This window comes from Blautia sp. HCP28S3_G10 (assembly GCF_052065235.1).
Classification (GTDB): domain Bacteria; phylum Bacillota; class Clostridia; order Lachnospirales; family Lachnospiraceae; genus Blautia_A.
The window spans coordinates 75452-97979 of sequence record NZ_JBQHUL010000002.1 but is presented as its reverse complement, the minus strand read 5'-3'; the positions used below and the strand labels follow the sequence as shown (position 1 = coordinate 97979).

The window sequence follows — 22528 nt, the reverse complement described above, 5'->3', positions numbered from 1 at the left end:
GGTGTATTCTTGTAAACGGCGCAAAAACGAATTACTTATTTATTAAAGGATAAATATATGAAAGAACTAACGCAATCCAAACAGCCGCTTCTGTTTGACAACAAAAAGCTGGCAAAACTGCTGATACCACTGGCACTGGATCAGCTTCTGAACTCGTTTATGGGTACTGTAGATACTCTCTGTGTCAGTAATCTGGGGTCTGCTGCCATCTCCGCAGTATCACTGGTAGACTCAATCAATATTCTTATTGTTCAGGCCTTTTTTGCCCTGGCTTCCGGTGGAACTGTTGTCTGCTCTCATTATCTTGGCTGTAGAGATAAAAAACGTGCCAATGAATCTGCAAGACAGCTGATCTTCATAACCTTTGTACTTTCACTTGTCATAAGCATTCTGTTCGTTGTCTTTAACGGACCACTGCTTCACCTCATCTTCGGTAAGGTAGAGGCAGAAGTCATGAGCAACGCACGCAGTTATTTTTTCTTCACCACTCTTTCTTATCCGTTCATTGCACTGTACGATGATGGTTCCTGCATTTTAAGAGCACAGGAAAACAGTAAGCTTCCCATGCAGATTTCCATCATCTCCAATATCATGAATGTGGTGATGAATCTTGTATTTGTATGGGTATTCCACTGGGGTGTTGCAGGTACTGCCATATCGACTCTGATATCCCGTATCTTCAGTATGTCTGTTGTAATGCTGAAACTCAGAAACCCGTCTTTTAATGTATCTGTGACGCACTATCTTTCCATACGTCCTGACTGGGACAAGATCAAGAGGATCCTTTATATCGGAATTCCGTCAGGCATAGAAAACAGTATGTTTCAGTTTGGTAAACTTGCAATCCAGTCCACAGTATCCCTTATGGGAACTGCGGCAATTGCTGCTCAGGGTATGACAAACATCATCGAAAATCTGAATGGTATTCTGGCCATCGGCGTTGGAATCGGTCTGATGACTGTAGTCGGAGAAACTCTCGGTGCCGGCAGAAAAGACGAAGCTGTATACTATATCAAAAAGCTCTGCATCATTGCAGAAGTCGTGGTTACTCTTTCCTGTCTTTTCATGTATGCACTTACTCGTCCTATCACCATCTTCGGAGGTATGGAACTGGAAAGTGCACGTCTGTGCATCTTTATGGTAACCTGTATCACCATTGTAAAACCGATCATCTGGACTATGGCATTTATCCCTGCCTATGGTCTTCGTGCTGCAGGTGATGTAAAATTCAGCATGACAGTCTCTGTACTTTCCATGTGGCTCTGCCGTGTTACCCTTGCTACGCTCCTTGCACGTGTCTTCCATATGGGACCTATCGCAGTGTGGATCGGTATGTTCACAGACTGGGGAATCCGCAGTGTAATATTTACCCTTCGATTCAGAAGCCGCAAATGGCTTGCGCACAAAGTCATTTAACCTGTAAAAAGTGGGCATCTCTGCCCACTTTCTTAATCCAGCTTTATTCCTGCCAAAGCCTGTGCAAATGCATTATTTACCGGCTCTTTTGCTTCCTTCTGCTGCTGTCTCATATATTTCTGTACATCTCTTTTGTTGACTCCTGCCCCTTCTTTTGCTCTTCGTGCCTGAAAAGCAGAAAGTTTTTCCTTATACCCGCACTGGCATACAAAAGTTTCTTCTTTTCCCTTTACAAGCATTTCCATTCTCTTGTGGCATTTCGGACATCTTGCATTCGTTGTACGTGAAACTGTCTCACGATAGCCGCATTCTCTGTCCTGGCAGACAAGCATTTTGCTGTTTTTTCCGTTTACTGCCAGAAGTTTCTTTCCGCAGTTCGGACAGATCTTATTTGTCAGATTATCATGCCTGAATGTTCCTGTGCCTGTTTTTACCTCATTTACAATCTCACATGTATAATCCCTGATTTCTTTCAGGAAACGATCCTGGCGGAGTTTTCCCTTTGAAATGTCTGCAAGTTTCCTTTCCCAGTCTGCCGTAAGTTCCGGTTTTCTCAGATCTTCAGGCACCAGCTCGAGTAGCTGTTTTGCCTTGGACGTAAGATAAATTTCATTTCCTTTTTTTTCCATAAGAAATGAATGGAAAAGTTTCTCAATAATGTCCGCTCTCGTTGCAACAGTTCCAAGACCGCCTGTTTCACCCAGTGTTTTTGCAGCTTCTCGGTCCTTTGTTGTCATATACTTTACAGGATTTTCCATTGCTGCCAGAAGCGTTGCCTCCGTAAATCTTGCCGGTGGTTTTGTCTTTCCTGTATTCAGCCATACATTCTGGATCTTCAGTTTTTCACCCTGACTGTAAACCGGAAGTTTCTGATCTTTCAGTTCTTTTTCATCAGCATCTTCTTCATCCTGATAATTTCCTTCATAAACATCTTTCCAACCTGCACTGATCACTGACTTCCCGCTTGCAGCAAAAGTACAGCCTCCTGCCTCTGCCTCCATAGATGCCTGCTCATACACATAAGGCGGGTACAGAACACTTAAGAAACGTCTCACTACCATATCGTAGATTTTACGTTCTTCATTTGTCATATGGTCCAGCTGTACAAACTGTTCTGTAGGAATTATTGCATGGTGATCGCTGACTTTTTTGTCATCAACAAAACTTCCATTTGTCTGGAGTGGTCTGTTTATCAGTGTCCCTGCCAGCTTCCTGTATGGTCCTGTTCCGCAGGCTTTCAGACGTTCTTTGATAGTTGGCACAACGTCTTTTCCTATATATCTGGAGTCTGTTCTCGGATAGGTAAGCACTTTATGGTTTTCATAAAGTCTCTGCATAATGTTCAGAGTTTCTTTTGCCGAAAAACCATATTTCTGGTTCGCCTCTCTCTGAAGAGTTGTCAGATCATAAAGTCCCGGTGCATATGATTTCTTTGGTTTCTTTGTGACAGATTTTATTTCCATCACTCCGCCGTTTATTTTATTCTGTATCTCCTCAGCCTTTTCTTTATGAAAAGTCCGAAAACTTCCGCTTTTTTTATCTTTCCAGGTCCACTGCACATCTCCTGCCTGTACTGTGATCCCGTAATATTCTTCTGGTCTGAAATTTCGGATCTCGTCTTCCCGCATGGCTATGATCGCCAGTGTCGGAGTCTGCACACGTCCACAGGACAGCTGGGCATTATATTTACATGTCAGCGCCCTCGTTCCGTTCATTCCTACCAGCCAGTCTGCCTCTGCTCTTGCTACGGCCGCCCTGTACAGATTGTCATATTCTTTTCCGTCTTTCAGATTTTTGAATCCGTCTTTGATTGCCTTATCTGTGACAGAAGAAATCCAGAGTCTTCTCAAAGGCTTACGACATCCTGATTTATCAAGAATCCAGCGTGCTACCAGTTCTCCTTCTCTTCCCGCATCTGTAGCTATGATGATATCTCCGATGTCTTTTCGGAAGAGCTGTGTCTTAACTGCCTGATACTGTCTGGAAGTCTGCTTTATTACTACCAGTTTCATTTTTTCCGGCATCATGGGAAGTGTCTGCATATCCCATTTAATGTACTTTTTATCATATTCCTCCGGATCAGCCAGTGTGACCAGATGCCCCAGTGCCCAGGTCACAACATATTCTTTTCCCTCAAGGATGCCGTTTCCCTTCTGTGTGCAGTGAAGCACTCTTGCAATATCTCTTGCAACTGAAGGTTTTTCTGCAATTACCAGTGATTTCATTTTTTACCTCTCTGATGTCGGGGACAATAATTCCCAACTATGATACATGTAGATTTCTTTGTTTTACACTTCCACAATCATACCATATTTACAGCACAAATGAAACCTTGGAAGTTTTCTCTGTTCTATCTTCCCATCTTATATCCCACACCTCTGACTGTTTCCACCAGTTCTCCTGCTGAACCCAGTTTCTGTCTCAATGTTCTGATATGTACATCTACGGTTCTGCTTTCTCCGTCAAACTCATAACCCCATATCTGATTGAGGAGCTGTGTACGCGAAAGTACTATTCCACTGTTTTTCAACAGCAGACAAAGCATTTCATATTCTTTCAGTGTCAGGCTTACAGGTTCCTGATCAACAGTAACCACATGTCTTGACGGACACACATAAAGATTTCCCAGCCTGTATTCCTCAGCGCTCTGATCTTCCGCCCTTCTCAGTCTCGCACGGATACGTGAAATAAGTTCCATCATACGGAACGGTTTCGGTATGTAATCATCTGCTCCGCTGTCCAGTCCCATAACTGTGTCGTACTCGCTGCTCTTGGCTGTCAGCATGATGACTGGAAGTTTACGTGTATCAGGTCTTGAACGCAATTTCTTGAGAATCGAGATTCCATCTTCCTCCGGAAGCATCACATCCAGAAGGATCAGTGCAGGAACTTCTTTTTCCAGCTCTTTCCAGAAAAGCGATGGACGCTCAAAACCTTTTGCCTCCATTCCCTGACTTTTCAACGTATATATAACAAGTTCACGGATACTTTCATCATCTTCTACCAAATAAATCATTTTTCCTCCTGTATGCCCTGCCGGCATATATTCTTTTAATCATTTATTAATACTGACTGCAAGTATAATAAACCAGCGTTAAAATTCCGGTTCTCTCACTGTTAAATCTTCGTAAAGTATAGATTGTAAATCTGTTCTGTCAATGATATGATGGGTATGTTACAGGCTGCAATCAGCTACAGCCTTCATACATCAGGAGGAATTTTTATGTACTATTTTATTATAAATCCCAATTCCCGCTCCGGAAAAGGTGCTGAAATCTGGAAGCAGCTTCAGAACATCCTTGACCGGAAGAAAGTATCCTATAAAGCGTACTTTACATCGTATCGTGGTCATGCAATATCCATTTCTGAAGAGATTACTTCCCAGGCTGGTTCACCTGTCAATCTTATTGCCGTAGGTGGAGACGGCACCATACAGGAAGTCCTGACTGGCATAAAGGATCTCTCATCTGTCCGGTTCGGATATATCCCGACCGGTTCCGGTAATGATTTCTGCCGCAGCATGAAACTTCCACAGGATCCGGCCGAAGCTCTGGATATCATTCTCTCCGGACACAAAATCTCAGATATCGATATTCCGTTTATCACATACAAAAATGACCGCAGCCGTTTTGCAATCAGCTGCGGCATCGGATTTGATGCTGCTGTCTGCCATGAAGTGGGAATTACTCCTATGAAAAAAGTCCTCAACAAAATAGGACTCGGTAAACTTGTTTATCTTTTTGTTGCGCTGAAACAGCTTCTCTTTCTGACACCATCTCCTGTAACACTGGATATGGACGGCAGAAATGAATCCTTTTCAAAAGTATATTTCGTTGCTGTCATGAATCAGAAATATGAGGGAGGGGGATTTAAATTCTGTCCAAAAGCCTCACCTTCCGATGGTATACTGGACGTGATAGTTGTTGACAGTCTTCCTAAATTCAAAGTCCTTCTGTGTCTTCCTACTGCATTCTTCGGAAAACACACTATATTTAAAGGGATCCATATTTTCCAGTGCAAAAATATTACTGTTAACAGCAAGGTGGCTCTTCCTGTACACAAAGACGGAGAGTCCGGCGGTATACATAAATCATTTTCTGTTTCTGTCGAGCCGCAGAAACTCTCCATATTCCTTCCATTATAATTACTGAACAGTTACAGTATATTTTCATACAGAGAACCTGCCACAAAAAAGACTCTCGCCGTTTCATGAACATTCACGAAACAGCGAAAGTCTTTTAATTTTAGTTAAATCCGTAAAATTTTTGGCATACTTTGTAAGCTGCTACAAACATCTTACGTCCACCTTTTCCCGGAAGGTTAGCTGCTCTTCCAAGAAGACTGTAACGAAGTTTGCGGTACAGCCAGCGATCCTGCTCCCGGATATATTCCAGTAATTCTTTTTTCTTATCCAGTGCTTCTTTTGTGCCTGCACGTACAAGCATGATAGAGGATACTGTTGTGATAATATCCAGATAGCTGAGCATATATTTTTTGCAGTATTTATTATCAAACTGGCATTTATGGAACACATCAGCCATGAGCTTATTGACACGTATCTGCTGGTCAATTCTTTTGATCATGACCTTTTCATTTACAGACTGATCATCACGTCCGATAAAATAACGATAAAAGTTCACATCAAGGTAATACATGTTCTTTACATAAGGGAGTGGTTCAAATGCAAAAAGGTTATCCACATAAAAAGTATGTTTCGGCAGCTCTAATCCACAGTCCTGAAGGAGTTTTGTACGGTAGATCATGGAATGCATGAGAAGATATTTTCCTCTGGACATATGCACACTGTCCCAGCTGAAAATTTCATTTATCGGCAGACAGTTACGGTACTGCATAACTTTTTTGCGTGCAACTCCCTGTTTTTCATATACAAAGTTGCTGATCAGAAGATCGACTGTCTTTGGTCCGCGGATCAGTTCTTCCAGAGTTTTCAGAATCTGTTCATATGCTTCCTTATTTACCCAGTCATCACTGTCTACAACCTTGAAATAAAGACCTGTAGCATTACGTATACCTGCATTTACCGCTTCTCCGTGACCTCCATTTTCCTGATGTACTGCTTTAACAATGGTGGGATATTTTTCTGCATAGGAATCTGCAATCTCTGCTGTGCGGTCAGAAGAACCGTCATCTACTACCAGAATCTCCACCTCTTCTCCTCCGACAAGAAGTGACTCGATGCATTTTTCCATATATGTCTCTGAGTTATAGCAGGGAATTGCAATACTTAACAGTTTCATTTGACTGTTTCCTCCTTCATGTACTTAATATACGCATTAAATGCTGACGGAATCGCATACTTTTTGTCAGATTCCTTTCTGTCAGCAAATATAAGATCTTTTGTATTTCTTTTTTCCAGAGCAGCCACACGGATTCTGTAACCGGTCATACGCCACTCAATATGAGAAAAAATATGTTTCGCCTCAGGAAGCGGCTCTATATACAGAGGATCCAGATTAAGACTTCTGACCTTTTCGAGAACTTCTTCCTGTTTCAGATGGCCTTTAATATTCGGAAGTTCATACAGCCCTGCCAAAAGCCCCTTTCCCGGGCGTTTTCTTATTGCCGTGTAATTTCCATCCTGTATGACAAGTACAGTACGGTTTTCTGCTTTGCGTGCTTTCTTTGGTGCTTTTACCGGAAATTGCTCAATTGTTCCATGTATAAATGCCTTACAGCAGAAAGCAGCCGGACATTCTTCGCACTTCGGCTGTCCGTTTGGCACACAGACAACAGCTCCAAGCTCCATCAGCGCCTGATTAAAATCACCAGGGCAGTCCTCTGGCATAATCACTTTCAGATTATTCTCTGTTTTATGCCGGACAGACTGTTTCATGATGTCTTCCGGATTTTCTTCGATTCTTGAAACTACCCGAAGAACGTTGCCATCTACAGCAGGCACCGGTATTCCATATGCGATAGATGCGATTGCACCGGCAGTATAATTGCCGATTCCCTTCAGTGAAAGAATTTTTTCATATGAATCCGGAATCTTTCCGTCATATTCTTCCATTATCTGAATGGCAGCTTTCTGCATATTTCGAACACGATTATAATAGCCAAGTCCTTCCCATAATTTCATCAGTTTCTCTTCAGGACAGCAGGCAAGTGCCTGAATATCCGGCAGTTCCTTTATGAAACGCAAAAAATATGGCTTTACTGCCTCTACTCTGGTCTGCTGCAGCATAATCTCTGATATCCAGGTATAATAGGCATTATCCTTATCTCTCCATGGGAGAATCCGTTTATTCTTTCTGTACCAGTCAACCAGCGGGTTTACAATCTCACCGGGCAGATCTGTCTTCGATGCTTTCGGAGACAGATCCGGTGTCTCTGTTTCCACAGCTTCTGTTACGGGTTCTGTCAGATCCAGCGGCACCGGATCCTGTATCTCCATAAAATCATCTCCGATCAGGCAGTCATATGCTAGAATCTTCACCCCGGCTTTCTGAGCATTTACAAGAACCTCTCCGAACTTATAATGTGTATCCCAGTTTGGCCTGAAAAGCTGTATTCCCCTCATCTGAATGACCAGCAGAAGATATGCCTCATATCCGTCCTGCATGCATTTTATAAGCTCTTCTACATGTTTTACACCTCTCTCTGTCGGCGCATCAGGAAACATGGCAATGTTATCTTCTTCCAGTGTTACTCCTTTTACTTCTATAAAAGCTTTTCTCTCCGGAGACTCCACATACAGATCAAAACGGGAGTTTCCATATTTACGTTCTCTGTATACAGTTACTTCCTCCGGGAAAAGTCCTCCTCCCTGCACCCATTCAGCAGCTGCCTGGTTGGGTGCCTGTGAATCCATATTGATCCATCTGCCGTTTTTACATACACTGACCAGGTCATACCTGGTTTTGCGGGCAGGGTTTCCGCTCTCTTCCAGCATGACCTGACAACCCGGAACAAGAAGTTCCCTGCATCTGCCGGTGTTTTTTACATGAACCGTTTCGATATGCCCATGAAGTTCCACATGTGCAATAAAACGATTGGGTCTGTCGCGGAATTCTGCCTTCAGAATATTATTATATTTCATATTGTGCTCCTGCAATTCAAGTGTTCATAGTATAACATACCTGCCTCTTTTTATCAAATGGCAGTTGATTTTTTCCGTTTACACATTTAGAATGGTAACCAGTTACAGCTAATAATAAATAACAGAAAGAGGACCATTTTATGGACAGTATTATTTTTGATGTGGACGGTACACTTTGGAACTCTACAGAAATCACAGCCAGAGCCTGGACTGAATATCTTCAGGAAACTGAGCATATGAATATAACTATTACTTCTGATCAACTTGTTTCCATGTTCGGCCAGCCGCTTCCGGATATTGCCAGCCAGATTTTCCCTGAACGCACAAAAGCCGAACAGCTCAGACTGATTGATGAATGCTGCCAGGCAGAACACCGTGCTCTGCTTAAGAAATGCGCACCGTTGTATCCTGAGCTTGAAAAAACTCTCTCAATTCTTTCTTCCAGATATCCTCTTTATATTGTCAGCAATTCGCAGGCGGGATATATTGAAGTATTTCTGGAAACGACAGGATTTGGAAAATATTTCCGCGATCATCTCTGCAACGGAGACAACGGACTCGACAAGGGAAGTAATATTTCTCTGATTGCCAGCCGTAATAACCTGAAAGATCCTGTTTATGTCGGTGATACCTACGGTGATTTTCTCGCCTGCCGTCAGGCTGATGTACCATTTGTGTTTGCCTCTTATGGCTTCGGTAAAGTTCCAGAACCAGACGCCATTATCGCAAGCCCCATAGATCTTACAGCTCTGTCACTTTAATATTATGCAAACAAAAGCACGGATTCCGGTCAGTATTGACCATTTCCGTGCTTTTGTATTGTTTTATTTAATTATTCTTCTGGCATTTATTTTTAATGAATAAAATCAGCCAGATTATAGCAGCCAGCAAAACCACGATATAAATGATCTTTGCAGGCAAACCTGTCGTATAAGAATCAATTGCTGTAGCAATCCCGATAATGATCAGTGAAATACCAGAGCCCTTTGCCATTTTTTCTTCGTCATATTTCTGTTTACGCAGCTGGGTATTGCCACCTTTCATAAAAATATCGCCATGACCTGTCAACATCATGATTCCAACGATCAGCGCTGCTCCGGCAAGTAAAAAATCAAACTCTCTGCTCATTAATATTGTCCTCTCTTTTTCTTTAGTAGAAACATACGATCGGTACATTGTACTGAATGATACTATAAAGTGCTGCCGCACTGTCAGGAGGAAGATTGATACAGCCATGAGAACCACTTGTCAGATAAATGTCTCCTCCAAAACCATCTCTCCATGGTGCATCATGGAATCCAATTCCGCCATCAAATGGCATCCAGTACTGAACTTCTTGTTCGTACTCGTAAGTTCCATCCGGTTTCTGTGTACCTCTCAGTACATCCGGACTCTTTTTATAATACAGTGTAAAAATACCTGCATGCGTCTGTCTGTCAGCATAACTCATATTACCTGATACAAAATCGGAGTCAAAGATCATTGCTCCGTCCTGGTAATAATACATATGCTGATTACTCAGATCCACTTCTATATAAGTACTTCCCAGATCATTCACACCATAGGAATTAGCTGTCTGTGCATATACCGGCTGTCTCGTTGTCTGTGCTCCTGACTGTATCTCCTGACTGAGTTCTGCTGCCTCTGCTGCCTGATCGATCTTCCAGCCATAAATGGAACTTGATACATAAACAGTTCTTCCGCTTGTCGTATAGAATTCTCTTTCTGTTCCCACTGTATCATAAGTTGCAGCCAGCTGAGCCACATAATCGGCAATATGCTGCTGGAAAGAGTTATCATCATATATAAGCTGACCCTTTTCGTCAAACTGAAGCCAGTCTTTAATCGTATTGCCATCCAGTGTTACTGTCTGGTCTCCAAATGTATAAGTAATACTTGCTCTTGTATAGTTATTACATGCTTCAAGCGCTGACTGGAGAGCCGGATCATCCTGTGTGACATCAGCGGAAACATACGCTTCCGGTGAATTACTGAAATCAACAGATGTTGCGCTCTGTGCCACTGCATCATCAAGAATCCTGTAAGCAGCCTTGATATCAAGTTTGCTTCCCTCTGTCTCCGGAACAATCACAAATTGATTATCCTGAAATGCAACATATGCATTCTCCGGTGCTGTCTGATTTTCTTCTTTTGCACAGTCCAGTGACTTGACTTGCTCCTGAAGAAGCGTTTTATTGTAGGCACTCTTCTCGGATACTGTATAATTTTTCTGTTCGTAATATCCCTTTATCCATTCATACGGCTTCTGCTGTTTCAGAAGTGCAAGCACCTCTCCACTGGACACATACTGATAATCGATCTGACTGCCCTGAATTGTCTGTGGTGCAAGATTTCTGGAGGATATTTCTATGGAATAGTTTTCTACATTTTTAGCAAGAAGCTGTTCTACTTCATACGGAGTCTTAAAAGAACAGTTGACACCATTGATCCAGGTTCCTTCAAAAAATCGGTCTGAAAAATAATACGTCGCTGCTCCATATGCACAGCCCGCTACAACGATCAGCATAAGTACCAGAAGCCCCATGATACGGAGACCTTTGAATTTAAGTTTCCTGCGTGGTCTTCCCGTCGGAACCTGCATTTCCTCGTCAAGGTCATCCATAGGTACATATATTACCGGTCCCGGTCTTGCCGATTTTGATTTGCGCCTTACCGGCTGTTCTTCCTCCGGTGCTTCTTCCTCAATAATATTATCCATGGCAGCATTGATCTTGTCTTCAATATCTGTATTGTCTCCCTGTGTGCCCTCACCCTGGAAGTCTCTGCCTTTTATTTTTTTATTATGCATTTATATATTCTCCTGAAAACATATGAATCATAATCATATATTTTATACTTCATTAGTATCTGGCTTTTCCATTATAACATACTTCCAGTTTTTTGCATCTTAATTTGTTTCTTTTTTTGAAGTTTCATACAAAATTCAGGCCCCCGGCAGACACTGCAGCCGGAGGCCTGATAATTCAATTCAAGAATGCCTCAGCATTCTTGCTGCGAGATGCGCGTCATGCAAAGCATGACATATTTCTTTTGCGCATCTCTGCAATCCTGCCGGAGGCTATATCAGATGGGGGATTGACTCCCACCACTGATACTAATTTGCTCCTCGCCACCTAAAAAGGTGGGAGTCATCTCACATCTGATATTATTTTTCGATCAGAAGGCTTTCTCCTGTCATTTCCACAGGTTTTTCCATTCCCATAAGTTCGATCAGTGTAGGAATGATATCAGCAAGACAACCATTCTCTTTCAGAGTATATTTCGGATCTGCATTTACAAGAATAAACGGAACAGGATTTGTTGTATGAGCAGTCCATGGTTCTCCTGTCTCATAATCGATCAGCTGTTCTGCATTTCCGTGGTCTGCACAGATAAACATCTGTCCGTCTGCTTCTTTCAGTGCCTCAACAGCCTTTCCAACACATTCATCTACAGTCTCGATAGCTTTTACTGCTGCTGCTTCCACACCTGTATGACCTACCATATCCGGGTTAGCGAAGTTGATGATGATAACATCATATTTATCAGATTTGATTGCCTCAACAAGTTTCTCACAAACTTCCGGTGCACTCATCTCAGGCTGAAGATCATAGGTGGCAACCTTAGGAGATTTTACAAGGATTCTTTCCTCACCCTTGTTCGGCTCTTCCACTCCACCATTGAAGAAGAAAGTAACATGTGCATATTTTTCAGTTTCTGCAATACGTACCTGAGTCATATCATGTGCTGCAAGATATTCACCAAATGTATTGTGAAGCTGGACTTTGTGGAATGCAACCAGTTTGTGCGGGATTGTCTCATCATACTCTGTGAAACATACGTATGTGAGATCCAGTCTCTTCTCACGTGCAAATCCCTTGAAATCATCATCACAGAACGCTCTTGTGATCTCACGTGCACGGTCAGGACGGAAGTTAAAGAAGACAACAGAATCTTTATCCTGAACTGTTGCAACCGGTTTGCCGTCTTTTTCAATTACTGTAGGAAGTACAAATTCATCTGTCTTATCATTATCATAAGAAGCCTGTACTGCTTCAACAGGGTCTGTTGCTTTAACGCCTTCACCTTTAGTAAGTGCATTATAAGCAAGTTCAACACGATCCCAGCGGTTATCTCTGTCCATTGCATAATAACGACCGGAGATCACACCTACCTCACCAACACCGATTTCTTTCATCTTATCAACAAGTTCCTGTACAAATTCTTTTCCGGAAGCAGGAGGTGTGTCACGTCCGTCCAGGAAGCAGTGTACATAAACTTTCTTGAGTCCTTCTCTCTTAGCCATCTCAAGAAGTGCATAAATATGTGTGTTATGGCTGTGCACACCACCATCAGAAACAAGTCCCATAAAGTGAATTGCGGAATCATTTTCTTTTGCATTCTTCATTGCAGCAAGAAGAGCTTCATTCTTAAAGAAATCTCCATCATTGATTTCTTTTGTAATTCTGGTGAGTTCCTGATATACGATACGGCCTGCCCCCATGTTCATATGACCGACTTCAGAGTTACCCATCTGTCCGTCAGGAAGCCCTACTGCAAGTCCGCTGGCATTTCCTTTAACAAAAGGATATTCAGCCATTAATTTATCCATGACAGGAGTCTTTGCTTCATAAATTGCATTACCCTCATGTCTGTCATTCAGTCCATAACCATCCAGGATCATTAAAACGGTTGGTTTTTTACTCATAATATTCTCCTTTATCTATTGTTAACTTTTTATCTATTATATAGTATCAAAAATCAGAAATTTTTCAAGGATTTTCTCCTAAATGAAGTTATAAAAAAAATGGAATTTTCTCCCTTGTATCTGCCTGCAACTGCTCCAGCCAGCCGGAAAAAAGTGCAGCGATCAGTTCCCGCACCATCCCCCGTGATTCCGGTGCAAATTTCTCCATGCGTTTCAGCATCGCAGTAAAACTCCGGAGCCCGCCGCTCTGCACCTCGCTTATATTTTCACTTCCTGAAGCCTGTATCGTGGAAAAAAGATCCTCAATGAGAAGTTTTCTCTGCTCAATATCTTTTCCATCTATCCACTTATAAAGGACATCAATGAACACCTGTGCACTTTTTTCCAGGCTGTCACGGTGCACAAATGACGGCCCCACAACTTCCCACGAAAATCCGTCATGCTGAAGCAGTCCTTTATTGGAACTGGCAACGATCACCGGTTCTTTCCTGTGTTCCAGCAGCGTGCCTATGATAGAATGTTCCGGAATTATTCTTGTAATCTTCGAAAGCATTCCTTTTGTTTCGGCCAGCTTCTGAAATTCCAGGTCAAATCCAGGACCGTCATTTGTGTACACCTCAAGAATCCTGTCATATGCCTCCTCACACATGACAGCACCATAAACTGCCAGATTTCCACCTTTTGAATGACCTCCGATTCGCAGAAAACGGTCCGAACCGGCCGAAACCTTGCGCACATATTCAACCGCACGTTTCTGTGCCGGAATTACACCGATACTCAGATTAAAATCTTCTTTCCAGCCAATGACCGTATCATCTGTTCCCCGAAATGCAATGTACGAAGTCCCATCGTCAAGCAATATTTCCATTGCCGCAAACTGCAGTTCTTCTTCTGTTGCAATCTCATTTACATAATTACGGATCACGCAATTCCCGACCGTTCTGATTCTGCCATATCCATCATCATAAAAGGCGCAAAGCGGATAAATGATTTGTCTCTTTTCAGTTCTTCTTCTGAGTGAAGTTTCAGAAATTCATCCACAATATTTCTGATTTCTGCACCTTTCTGTCCTGCAGCCACTGAAATCCCGTCAAGATCTACATACGCCAGTAATGACAGAATCAGATTATCCACTTCATTAAACGGTGATGTAGAAAAATCAAGGTCTCCACGCCATTTAATATAATCCATAATATTTCCCATAGAATTCTCCTCCCGGGAATCAGATGTCACTTATTATTTACTCACCATAAACACGCAGCATACTGGAAATCTGACGAACGGAACTTCTTCCTCTCAGTTCCTCCATTGCTGTACGGAAGTCTCCTTCACGAACTTTCGCAGTGATAACAACAACCTCTGCACAGTCCTGATGTTTTGAAGATTTCTGAATAATCTGCTCAACACTTACATGATATTTTGCAAATACTGCTGTCATTTCAGCCAGAACGCCGCAACGGTTCTCAACAAGAAGTCTCATAAAGTAACGATTATGCGTATCTGCCATTTTTTTCACCGGAAGCTCTTTGTAACAGGTACATCCGATTCGTGCACAGCAGTTGTTTCTGATATTGCGTGCAATTTCAAACACATCACCCACGACAGCACTTGCAGTCGGAAGTTCGCCTGCCCCACGTCCGTAGAACATAGCATTCTCCACTGCATCACCGTGAACAAATACTGCGTTATAAGAATCATTTACAGATGCCAGCGGGTGGCTGCTCGGGATAAGCATCGGGCACACATATGCTTCAATGCCGTCTTCTGTATTATTTGCAACTCCGAGAAGTTTTATGTCTGACCCCATTTCTTTTGCATATCTGATATCTTTTGCAGTGATTTTGGTAATTCCTTCTATATATACGTCATCAAATACAACACGGGAGTTAAACGCTACAGATGCAAGAATAGCCACTTTACGTCCCGCATCCAGCCCTTCAATATCTGCTGTCGGATCTGCCTCTGCATAACCAAGTTCAGTTGCAAGAGCAAGGGCATCTTTGAATTCCATTCCATCCTGTGTCATTTTGGTAAGAATAAAGTTTGTTGTTCCATTGACAATTCCCATAACTTCCGTCATATGGTTTCCTGCCAGACATTCTTTCAGCGGTCGGATAATCGGAATTCCTCCAGCTACAGCTGCTTCAAAAAGGAAATCCACATGGTTGGCTTCAGCAGCATCCAGAAGTTCTTTACCATGAACTGCAATCAGGTCTTTATTGGCAGAAACTACATGCTTACCGGCATTTAATGCAGCAAGAATATAGCTCTTTGCAGGTTCAATTCCACCGATCAGTTCGATCACAATATCTATATCCGGATCTCCGACAATATCTTCCCACTGATTAGTTAAAACTGATGGATTATCAACCTTTGCTGCTGCTTTTTCAAGATTACGAACCAGAATCTTTTTGATTTCTATCTCACTTCCAAGTTTCGGAAGCATTTCTTCTTTCTTCGCTTTCAGTACTTTATAAACGCCTGTTCCTACTGTTCCAAGGCCCAGAAGGGCAGCTCGTATAACTTTTTTCTCCATATGGAATGGCTCCTTTCTCCTCGTCTCTGTTAAATATGGAAATTTTTTCCACTATTTTTTTATAGTATGGCACAAACAGACTTTTGTCAAGTAAAGTAAAAAGTAAAAAAATACCACCAGATGATTTTTTAGGCAATATCTCCTGATTTCTCATCTGATGGTATTAAAACTCATATATATGTGCAAAAACTATGCAAAATTATTTGTAGTTAACGATCTTTCCGAAGTCTGGTTTAAGGCTTGCACCACCAACAAGACCACCGTCGATATCGCCCATTGCAAACAGTTCTGCTGCATTTCCTGCATTTACAGATCCACCGTACTGAATGCGGATAGCTTCTGCTGTATCTGTATCATAGATTTCTGCTACACAGTCACGGATTCCTTTGCAGATTTCCTGTGCCTGTTCGCTTGTAGCTGTTTTTCCTGTTCCGATAGCCCAGATTGGTTCGTAAGCGATAACCATTGTCTTAGCCTGCTCAGCTGTTACGTTCTGAAGACCAACTTTAACCTGCTGACGGATCCAGTCCATAGTAATTCCCTGCTCTCTCTGCTCCAGAGATTCTCCACAGCACATGATAGGTGTGATACCATGTTCAAATGCTTTCAGGACTTTCTTGTTAACATCTTCGCTTGTTTCTCCGAAGTAATCTCTTCTTTCGGAATGTCCAAGGATGACGTATTTAACACCAGCATCTACCAGCATTGCCGGAGCGATCTCACCTGTGTAAGCACCTTTTTCTTCAAAGTACATGTTCTCAGCTGCAACTGCGATGTTTGTACCTTTGCAGGCTTCAACAACAGGAACGATGTCGATAGCCGGAACACCGAAAACAACGTCAACTTCGTCGTTCTGTACAAGTGGTTTCAGAGTTTCTACTAATTTAACTGCTTCGCTTGGAGTCATGTTCATTTTCCAGTTTCCAGCGATAATTTTCTTTCTTGCCATTTTAATATTCTCCTATATAAATAATTTATTTATAAATTGTTTCTTTACCTAGCAAACAATAAGCTTATGTTTTTATCGCAATATAAATACATTGCCTGTCACTGCAAAGAAACAGTGATTGTGGATTATATACACTGCTTATTTATCGTTAGCTGCTGCTACTCCAGGCAACTCCTTACCTTCAAGGAATTCCAGGGAAGCTCCGCCACCAGTAGAGATATGGCTCATCTTATCACCAAATCCAAGCTGGTTTACTGCTGCTGCGGAATCACCACCACCGATGATTGTTGTAGCATCTGTTTCTGCAAGAGCTTTTGCTACAGCGATTGTTCCCTTTGCAAGGATCGGGTTCTCGAATACACCCATCGGTCCGTTCCATACAACTGTTTTTGCGGTTTTAACAGCATCTGCATAAAGTTCTGCTGTCTTAGGTCCGATATCCATACCTTCCATATCTGCCGGAATTTCATCTACAGATACACAGGATACTTCGATTTCTGCATCGATCGGGTTCGGGAAATCTGCTGCGATAGTTGTATCAACCGGAAGAAGAAGTTTCTTGCCAAGTTTTTCAGCTTTTTCCATCATTTCCTTGCAATAGTCAATCTTGGAATCATCTACCAGAGATTTACCGATTTCTTTGCCCTGAGCTTTCAGGAATGTGTATGCCATACCACCACCGATGATAAGTGTATCGCATTTTTCAAGAAGGTTGGAAATAACATTCAGTTTATCTGCAACTTTTGCACCGCCAAGGATTGCTACGAAAGGTCTTACAGGATTTTCTACAGCATTTCCAAGGAAATTAATTTCTTTCTGCATAAGATATCCAACAACTGCTGTATCAACAAACTGTGTAACACCAACATTGGAGCAGTGTGCTCTGTGAGCAGTTCCGAAAGCATCATTTACAAATACATCTGCAAGAGATGCAAGGTCTTTGCTGAATGCTTCGCCGTTCTTTGTTTCTTCTGCACGATAACGTGTATTTTCAAGGAGAATGATATCTCCGTCTTTCATTTCAGCTACTGCTGCTCTTACTTTATCATCAACAACAACCGGACTTGGAACAAATTTAACTTCCTGTCCCAGGAGTTCGGAAAGGCGGACAGCTACAGGTGCAAGAGAAAGTTCCGGTTTTGGTTCTCCCTTCGGTTTGCCAAGGTGAGAGCAGAGAATGATCTTTCCGCCATCAGCTACCAGTTTCTTAATTGTAGGAAGTGCTGCTACAAGACGGTTTTCATCTGTGATCTTTCCATCTTTCAGCGGTACGTTAAAGTCGCATCTTACCAGTGTTCTCAGGCCTTTTACATTGATATCATCAACAGATTTTTTATTTAATCCCATTTTAGTACTACCTCCGAATTTTATACAAAAATGGGTCCGGTCCAAATCAGACCGGACCCTCACTGAGTCTATAGCTTCACTGTTCTGTTACAGTAAATATATCTACTCTGAATAACAGGCTGAATTATGCTCCAAGCAGTTTGCCAAAGTGTTTGATTGTACGAACCATCTGGCTTGTGTAGGAGTTTTCGTTGTCATACCATGAAACAACCTGTACCTCTGTTGTTCCGTTTTCCAGTGGCAGAACCATTGTCTGTGTGGAATCGAACAGAGAACCATAAGTCATACCAACGATATCGCTGGAAACGATTTCATCTTCGTTGTATCCGAAGGATTCGTTAGAAGCTGCTTTCATAGCTGCGTTGATCTGTTCTTTTGTAACATTTCCTTCAACAACTGCTGTAAGGATTGTTGTAGAACCTGTAGGGGTTGGAACACGCTGTGCGGATCCGATAAGTTTTCCGTTCAGTTCCGGAATAACAAGACCGATTGCTTTTGCAGCACCTGTGCTGTTAGGAACGATGTTAACTGCAGCTGCACGGGATCTTCTCAGATCGCCTTTTCTCTGCGGTCCGTCAAGTGTCATCTGATCGCCTGTGTAAGCGTGAATTGTGCACATGATACCGGATTTGATCGGTGCAAGATCATTAAGAGCCTTAGCCATTGGTGCAAGGCAGTTTGTAGTACAGGAAGCTGCGGAGATGATTTTATCTTCGTTTGTAAGACCTTCATGGTTTACATTGTAAACGATTGTTTTAAGGTCGTTTCCAGCCGGAGCGGAAATAACAACATGTTTAGCACCTGCATCGATATGAGCCTGAGCTTTGTCTTTGGATGTATAGAATCCAGTACACTCAAGAACAACATCTACACCGATTTCTCCCCAAGGAAGTTCTGCAGCGTTAGCTTTTGCATAGATTTTGATTTCTTTTCCGTCAACTGTGATGGAATCTTCTCCTGCAACAACTTTGTCACACAGAGCATATCTTCCCTGAGTTGAGTCATATTTTAATAAGTGAGCCAGCATTTTCGGGGAAGTAAGGTCGTTGATTGCAACGATTTCAAATCCTTCTGCTCCAAACATCTGACGGAATGCCAGACGACCGATACGGCCAAATCCATTGATTGCAACTTTTACTGCCATGATAAATTCCTCCTATGAATTAAATGGTTGATATGGCGTTTCGTTGTTTGTTAAAGAAACGTCAACCTATTGCATATTGTATCGAATCTTATACAAAAATTCAAGACCATTTTATAAATTTTATTAATTTCCTCAGAATTATCTTTTACCACTTTCCAGAATATGGGGTATAATGCTCCAGCAGATATGGCACAGATTGATTATTCATGCTATAATAATGGTGCCGGACATTTATCCGGTTCAATCATAAAAAAGGAGGTTCACTTCATGTCTGATCAGCTCTTATGGGACTGTCATATGCATTCATCTTTCTCTGTAGACTCTCCCACTCCCATGGAGGATATGATAAGGAAATCCATTGAACAGGGACTCTCCGGTATCTGTTTTACCGAACATCTGGATCCTGATTATCCGGATACACCTGAAAAAATTGATTTTTCACTTGATATACCCGCCTATTATCAGAAACTTCAGGAACTGCGTCAGAAATACCATTCCGAACTTGATCTCCGCTTCGGAATCGAGCTTGGACTCCAGCCGCATCTCGGTGATTATTTTCACAGCCTGCTTAAGAAATTTCCTTTTGATTTTGTCATCGGCTCCTCACACATCGTCCATGGTGCTGATCCCTACTATCCTAATTTCTTTGAAGGCCGCAGAGAATCCGAATGCTATATGGAATATTTTGAATCTATTCTCGAAAATCTGGCAGCTTTTTCCGAAATGGATGTATATGGGCATATCGATTATGTTGTCCGTTACGGTCCCAACCAGAACCGTGAATATTCATACAGCCGATACCAGGATATTCTCGATGAGATTCTCCGGACTGTCATCTCAAAGGGCTGCGGTATTGAATTAAATACCGGTGGTTTCCACTATGGTCTCGGTGAGCCGAATCCATGCCGTGCAGTACTGAAACGCTATCACCAGCTTGGCGGAGAGATCATTACCATTGGTGCGGATGCACACACACCAGACAAAGTCGCCTACGCTTTTGATAAGGCATACAATATACTTAAGGACTGCGGTTTTCGTTATTACACAACTTTCAAAGACCGTAAACCTGAATTCATAAAATTATAACTGCTAATATGATAACTGCCAGCTCTGTTTTCATCAGTTCCAGTTATCAAAAGGAGGATTTATTATGGCCAAAAAACGCCTTCAGAAAAAAAGAGAAGCAGCCCGCGCCGCTTCCGCAAGAATCGAAACACAGAAAAAAGAAGCCCTTAAAGTCGAAACCAAAAAAATCGAACCGCTTAAAGTCGAAACTAAAAAAGTCGAACCTGTTAAAGTTGAAACCAGAAAAGTCGAACCTGTTAAAGTTGAAACCAAAAAAATCGAGCCTGTTAAAGTTGAAACCAGAAAAATCGAGCCTGTTAAAGTTGAAACCAGAAAAGTCGAGGCACCAAGAGTCGAGGCAGCTTCTCCTGTACCTGAAATTCCTGTACGAAATGATGATGGAATTTATAAAGAACGACTTTCCCATCATCTTGATGAACTGAAATGGCTTTACTGTGAACTTTATCAGGATAATCCTTATGTCACCACACATTTGAATGACCTTCTGAAAGTTCTCAAAAAGTTCTACGACATGAGAGATAACGAACTTAAAGCCTCTGACATTCGCCGCGAAAAATCTCCCGGATGGTTCAAGCACAACGATCTCACAGGAATGATGATGTATGTCGATGCTTTCTCCGGTAATCTTTCCGGGCTGGAATCCAGACTTGACTATATTCAGGAATGCAATGTAAATTATCTTCATCTCATGCCCCTTCTGGAAACACCAAAAGGTCGAAGTGATGGCGGATATGCTGTATCCGACTTCCGTATGATTCGGAAAGATCTTGGTACAATGGATGATTTTGCGCATCTCACTTCCGAATGCCATAAACGTGGTATCAGTGTCTGCCTTGATTTTGTCATGAACCATACTTCCGAAGACCATGAATGGGCAAAACGTGCCCGCAATGGCGAAAAAGAATATCAGGATCGTTATTTCTTCTTTGATAACTTTGATATTCCTTCCATGTATGAACAAACCTGCCCGGAAGTATTTCCGACAACAGCCCCCGGCAATTTCACCTGGCAGGAAGATATTCATAAACATGTTATGACTACTTTTTATCCATACCAGTGGGATCTGAATTACCGCAATCCGATAGTCCTGAACGAAATGATCTTTAATATGCTCTATCTTGCTAATCAGGGCGTTGATATCGTTCGTCTGGATGCTGTACCGTATATCTGGAAGCAGCTTGGCACTACCTGTCGAAATCTTCCACAGGTACATACGATCGTACGTATCATGCGTATGATCACTGAGATTGTGTGTCCTGGTGTTCTTCTTCTCGGCGAGGTTGTTATGGCTCCTGATAAAGTCGTTCCGTATTTTGGTACCGGTGAGAAACCAGAATGTCATCTTCTTTATAATGTAACAACCATGGCAAGTACATGGCATACTGTAGCTACCAGAGATGTTTCTCTGCTCAGACGCCAGATTGATATTCTTTCGGAACTTCCTCACGACTATGTTTTCCAGAATTATCTCCGCTGCCATGATGACATCGGCTGGGGACTGGACTATGATTACCTTGCAAATTTTGGAATTCAGGAAGTGCCGCATAAAAAATATCTGAATGATTTTCTTACAGGCAAATATCCGGATTCTTTCGCACGTGGTGAGCTTTACAATGATGATCCGCGTCTCGGTGACGCCAGACTCTGTGGAACAACTGCTTCTCTCTGCGGTATTGAACGTTTCGGATTCGAGGGCAATCAGGAAGGTATTGACCGGGCAGTACGCTATGATATCACACTTCATGCATTTATGCTTTCCCAGTCTGGTATTCCTGTCATCTACAGTGGTGATGAAATTGGACAGGTAAATGACTATACTTATAAAGATGATCCGGATAAATCTGCCGATTCCCGAAATCTTCACAGAGGAGATTTCCATTGGGAACTGACAGAGAACCGCCACAATCCTGATACCGTGCAGGGTAAACTTTTCCCTGCGCTTGGCAAACTGGAACAGATCCGTGCCTGCCACAGTGTGTTCAACAGTGATGTAGCATTCCACACAATTGAAACCTGGAACAAATCAATTCTTGCCATTGTACGTGAAAACGATGATGAAAAATTCATTGGAATTTTTAACTTCTCCGAAAATGACGGTGTTGCGTGGATTGATGAACATGACGGAACATACACTGATCTTATCTCCGGCAAAGAACTGGAAGCCAAAGGTGTACAGATTCCTGCATTTGGCTTCTGCTGGCTGTACAGAAATAAATAATAACCGACAACACATAAAATTCCCGGATTCATACAGCAACAGGGCTGTATGATCCGGGAATCAT

General features: G+C 42.2%; 18 protein-coding genes. 5 read left to right on the top strand and 13 right to left on the bottom strand.

The annotated features are described in order from the left end of the window. Positions 1-57 precede the first annotated feature (57 nt). Positions 58-1416 (top strand): MATE family efflux transporter, encoded by a 1359-nt coding sequence (locus ACTNB8_RS01665; protein ID WP_441051756.1) that lies wholly within the window; start codon positions 58-60, stop codon positions 1414-1416. Between the two features lie 32 nt (positions 1417-1448). Here ACTNB8_RS01665 and ACTNB8_RS01660 read toward each other — a convergent pair whose 3' ends face one another. Further along, a complete protein-coding gene (locus ACTNB8_RS01660; RefSeq protein WP_441051754.1) occupies positions 1449-3641 on the bottom strand; it encodes a DNA topoisomerase III in 2193 nt (730 codons plus the stop codon). Positions 3642-3766: 125 nt separating this feature from the next. Beyond that, positions 3767-4432, bottom strand: coding sequence for a response regulator transcription factor (locus ACTNB8_RS01655; RefSeq protein ID WP_441051752.1), 666 nt, complete (start codon positions 4430-4432; stop codon positions 3767-3769). A gap of 207 nt (positions 4433-4639) precedes the next feature. Here ACTNB8_RS01655 and ACTNB8_RS01650 point away from each other — a divergent pair, with 207 nt between their 5' ends. Continuing rightward, complete coding sequence (locus ACTNB8_RS01650; protein ID WP_441051750.1) at positions 4640-5560, top strand: diacylglycerol/lipid kinase family protein; 921 nt, start codon at positions 4640-4642, stop codon at positions 5558-5560. Positions 5561-5660: 100 nt separating this feature from the next. Here ACTNB8_RS01650 and ACTNB8_RS01645 read toward each other — a convergent pair whose 3' ends face one another. Continuing rightward, entirely contained in the window at positions 5661-6674 is a 1014-nt protein-coding gene (locus ACTNB8_RS01645; RefSeq protein ID WP_441051749.1) for a glycosyltransferase family 2 protein, read from the bottom strand. Next, complete coding sequence (mutY, locus tag ACTNB8_RS01640) at positions 6671-8476, bottom strand: A/G-specific adenine glycosylase (RefSeq protein WP_441051747.1); 1806 nt, start codon at positions 8474-8476, stop codon at positions 6671-6673. Before mutY ends, ACTNB8_RS01645 begins: the two co-directional genes overlap by 4 nt. Before the next feature lie 140 nt (positions 8477-8616). On the opposite strand from mutY, the gene ACTNB8_RS01635 reads away from it, so the two are divergent. Continuing rightward, a complete protein-coding gene (locus tag ACTNB8_RS01635; RefSeq protein ID WP_441051746.1) occupies positions 8617-9237 on the top strand; it encodes an HAD family hydrolase in 621 nt (206 codons plus the stop codon). Between the two features lie 67 nt (positions 9238-9304). Here the strand turns inward: ACTNB8_RS01635 and ACTNB8_RS01630 are convergent, their stop codons facing one another. The 9 genes from ACTNB8_RS01630 to gap all read right to left on the bottom strand — a co-directional run bounded on the left by ACTNB8_RS01630 (position 9305) and on the right by gap (position 19160). Then, complete coding sequence (locus ACTNB8_RS01630) at positions 9305-9604, bottom strand: DUF3784 domain-containing protein (protein ID WP_441051743.1); 300 nt, start codon at positions 9602-9604, stop codon at positions 9305-9307. 22 nt (positions 9605-9626) lie between these two features. Continuing rightward, positions 9627-11285 (bottom strand): L,D-transpeptidase family protein, encoded by a 1659-nt coding sequence (locus tag ACTNB8_RS01625; protein ID WP_441051742.1) that lies wholly within the window; start codon positions 11283-11285, stop codon positions 9627-9629. Between the two features lie 357 nt (positions 11286-11642). Further along, the gene (gpmI, locus tag ACTNB8_RS01620) at positions 11643-13184 is read right to left on the bottom strand and encodes a 2,3-bisphosphoglycerate-independent phosphoglycerate mutase (protein WP_441051740.1); all 1542 of its coding nucleotides are present in this window, start codon (positions 13182-13184) and stop codon (positions 11643-11645) included. Between the two features lie 88 nt (positions 13185-13272). Beyond that, positions 13273-14109 carry an Mbeg1-like protein gene (locus ACTNB8_RS01615; protein WP_441051737.1) on the bottom strand — a complete coding sequence of 279 codons (837 nt, stop codon included), beginning with the start codon at positions 14107-14109 and terminating at the stop codon, positions 13273-13275. After that, complete coding sequence (locus ACTNB8_RS01610; protein WP_441051736.1) at positions 14106-14387, bottom strand: hypothetical protein; 282 nt, start codon at positions 14385-14387, stop codon at positions 14106-14108. The genes ACTNB8_RS01615 and ACTNB8_RS01610 overlap by 4 nt, the downstream gene beginning before the upstream one ends. Before the next feature lie 37 nt (positions 14388-14424). After that, the gene (locus ACTNB8_RS01605) at positions 14425-15720 is read right to left on the bottom strand and encodes a homoserine dehydrogenase (protein ID WP_441051734.1); all 1296 of its coding nucleotides are present in this window, start codon (positions 15718-15720) and stop codon (positions 14425-14427) included. A 199-nt stretch (positions 15721-15919) separates the two neighbouring features. Further along, positions 15920-16669, bottom strand: a complete 750-nt coding sequence (tpiA, locus tag ACTNB8_RS01600) for a triose-phosphate isomerase (protein WP_441051732.1) — start codon at positions 16667-16669, stop codon at positions 15920-15922. 138 nt (positions 16670-16807) lie between these two features. After that, positions 16808-18016: a phosphoglycerate kinase gene (locus ACTNB8_RS01595; protein ID WP_441051731.1), complete on the bottom strand. Its 1209-nt coding sequence runs from the start codon at positions 18014-18016 to the stop codon at positions 16808-16810. Between the two features lie 124 nt (positions 18017-18140). After that, positions 18141-19160: a type I glyceraldehyde-3-phosphate dehydrogenase gene (gap, locus tag ACTNB8_RS01590; RefSeq protein WP_441051729.1), complete on the bottom strand. Its 1020-nt coding sequence runs from the start codon at positions 19158-19160 to the stop codon at positions 18141-18143. A gap of 267 nt (positions 19161-19427) precedes the next feature. Between gap and ACTNB8_RS01585 the strand changes: the two genes are divergently transcribed. Both ACTNB8_RS01585 and ACTNB8_RS01580 read left to right on the top strand, forming a co-directional pair. Beyond that, the gene (locus ACTNB8_RS01585) at positions 19428-20246 is read left to right on the top strand and encodes a histidinol-phosphatase HisJ family protein (RefSeq protein ID WP_441051727.1); all 819 of its coding nucleotides are present in this window, start codon (positions 19428-19430) and stop codon (positions 20244-20246) included. 64 nt (positions 20247-20310) lie between these two features. After that, positions 20311-22464, top strand: coding sequence for an alpha-amylase family glycosyl hydrolase (locus tag ACTNB8_RS01580; protein WP_441051725.1), 2154 nt, complete (start codon positions 20311-20313; stop codon positions 22462-22464). The last annotated feature ends 64 nt before the right edge of the window (positions 22465-22528 follow it).

Excerpts from the sequence above, each read along its gene's own strand:
- ACTNB8_RS01665 (WP_441051756.1), top strand. The coding sequence starts at position 58 with ATGAAAGAACTAACGCAATCCAAACAGCCGCTTCTGTTTGACAACAAA.
- ACTNB8_RS01660 (WP_441051754.1), bottom strand. The coding sequence starts at position 3,641 with ATGAAATCACTGGTAATTGCAGAAAAACCTTCAGTTGCAAGAGATATT.
- ACTNB8_RS01655 (WP_441051752.1), bottom strand. The coding sequence starts at position 4,432 with ATGATTTATTTGGTAGAAGATGATGAAAGTATCCGTGAACTTGTTATA.
- ACTNB8_RS01650 (WP_441051750.1), top strand. The coding sequence starts at position 4,640 with ATGTACTATTTTATTATAAATCCCAATTCCCGCTCCGGAAAAGGTGCT.
- ACTNB8_RS01645 (WP_441051749.1), bottom strand. The coding sequence starts at position 6,674 with ATGAAACTGTTAAGTATTGCAATTCCCTGCTATAACTCAGAGACATAT.
- mutY (WP_441051747.1), bottom strand. The coding sequence starts at position 8,476 with ATGAAATATAATAATATTCTGAAGGCAGAATTCCGCGACAGACCCAAT.
- ACTNB8_RS01635 (WP_441051746.1), top strand. The coding sequence starts at position 8,617 with ATGGACAGTATTATTTTTGATGTGGACGGTACACTTTGGAACTCTACA.
- ACTNB8_RS01630 (WP_441051743.1), bottom strand. The coding sequence starts at position 9,604 with ATGAGCAGAGAGTTTGATTTTTTACTTGCCGGAGCAGCGCTGATCGTT.
- ACTNB8_RS01625 (WP_441051742.1), bottom strand. The coding sequence starts at position 11,285 with ATGCATAATAAAAAAATAAAAGGCAGAGACTTCCAGGGTGAGGGCACA.
- gpmI (WP_441051740.1), bottom strand. The coding sequence starts at position 13,184 with ATGAGTAAAAAACCAACCGTTTTAATGATCCTGGATGGTTATGGACTG.
- ACTNB8_RS01610 (WP_441051736.1), bottom strand. The coding sequence starts at position 14,387 with ATGGGAAATATTATGGATTATATTAAATGGCGTGGAGACCTTGATTTT.
- ACTNB8_RS01605 (WP_441051734.1), bottom strand. The coding sequence starts at position 15,720 with ATGGAGAAAAAAGTTATACGAGCTGCCCTTCTGGGCCTTGGAACAGTA.
- tpiA (WP_441051732.1), bottom strand. The coding sequence starts at position 16,669 with ATGGCAAGAAAGAAAATTATCGCTGGAAACTGGAAAATGAACATGACT.
- ACTNB8_RS01595 (WP_441051731.1), bottom strand. The coding sequence starts at position 18,016 with ATGGGATTAAATAAAAAATCTGTTGATGATATCAATGTAAAAGGCCTG.
- gap (WP_441051729.1), bottom strand. The coding sequence starts at position 19,160 with ATGGCAGTAAAAGTTGCAATCAATGGATTTGGCCGTATCGGTCGTCTG.
- ACTNB8_RS01585 (WP_441051727.1), top strand. The coding sequence starts at position 19,428 with ATGTCTGATCAGCTCTTATGGGACTGTCATATGCATTCATCTTTCTCT.
- ACTNB8_RS01580 (WP_441051725.1), top strand. The coding sequence starts at position 20,311 with ATGGCCAAAAAACGCCTTCAGAAAAAAAGAGAAGCAGCCCGCGCCGCT.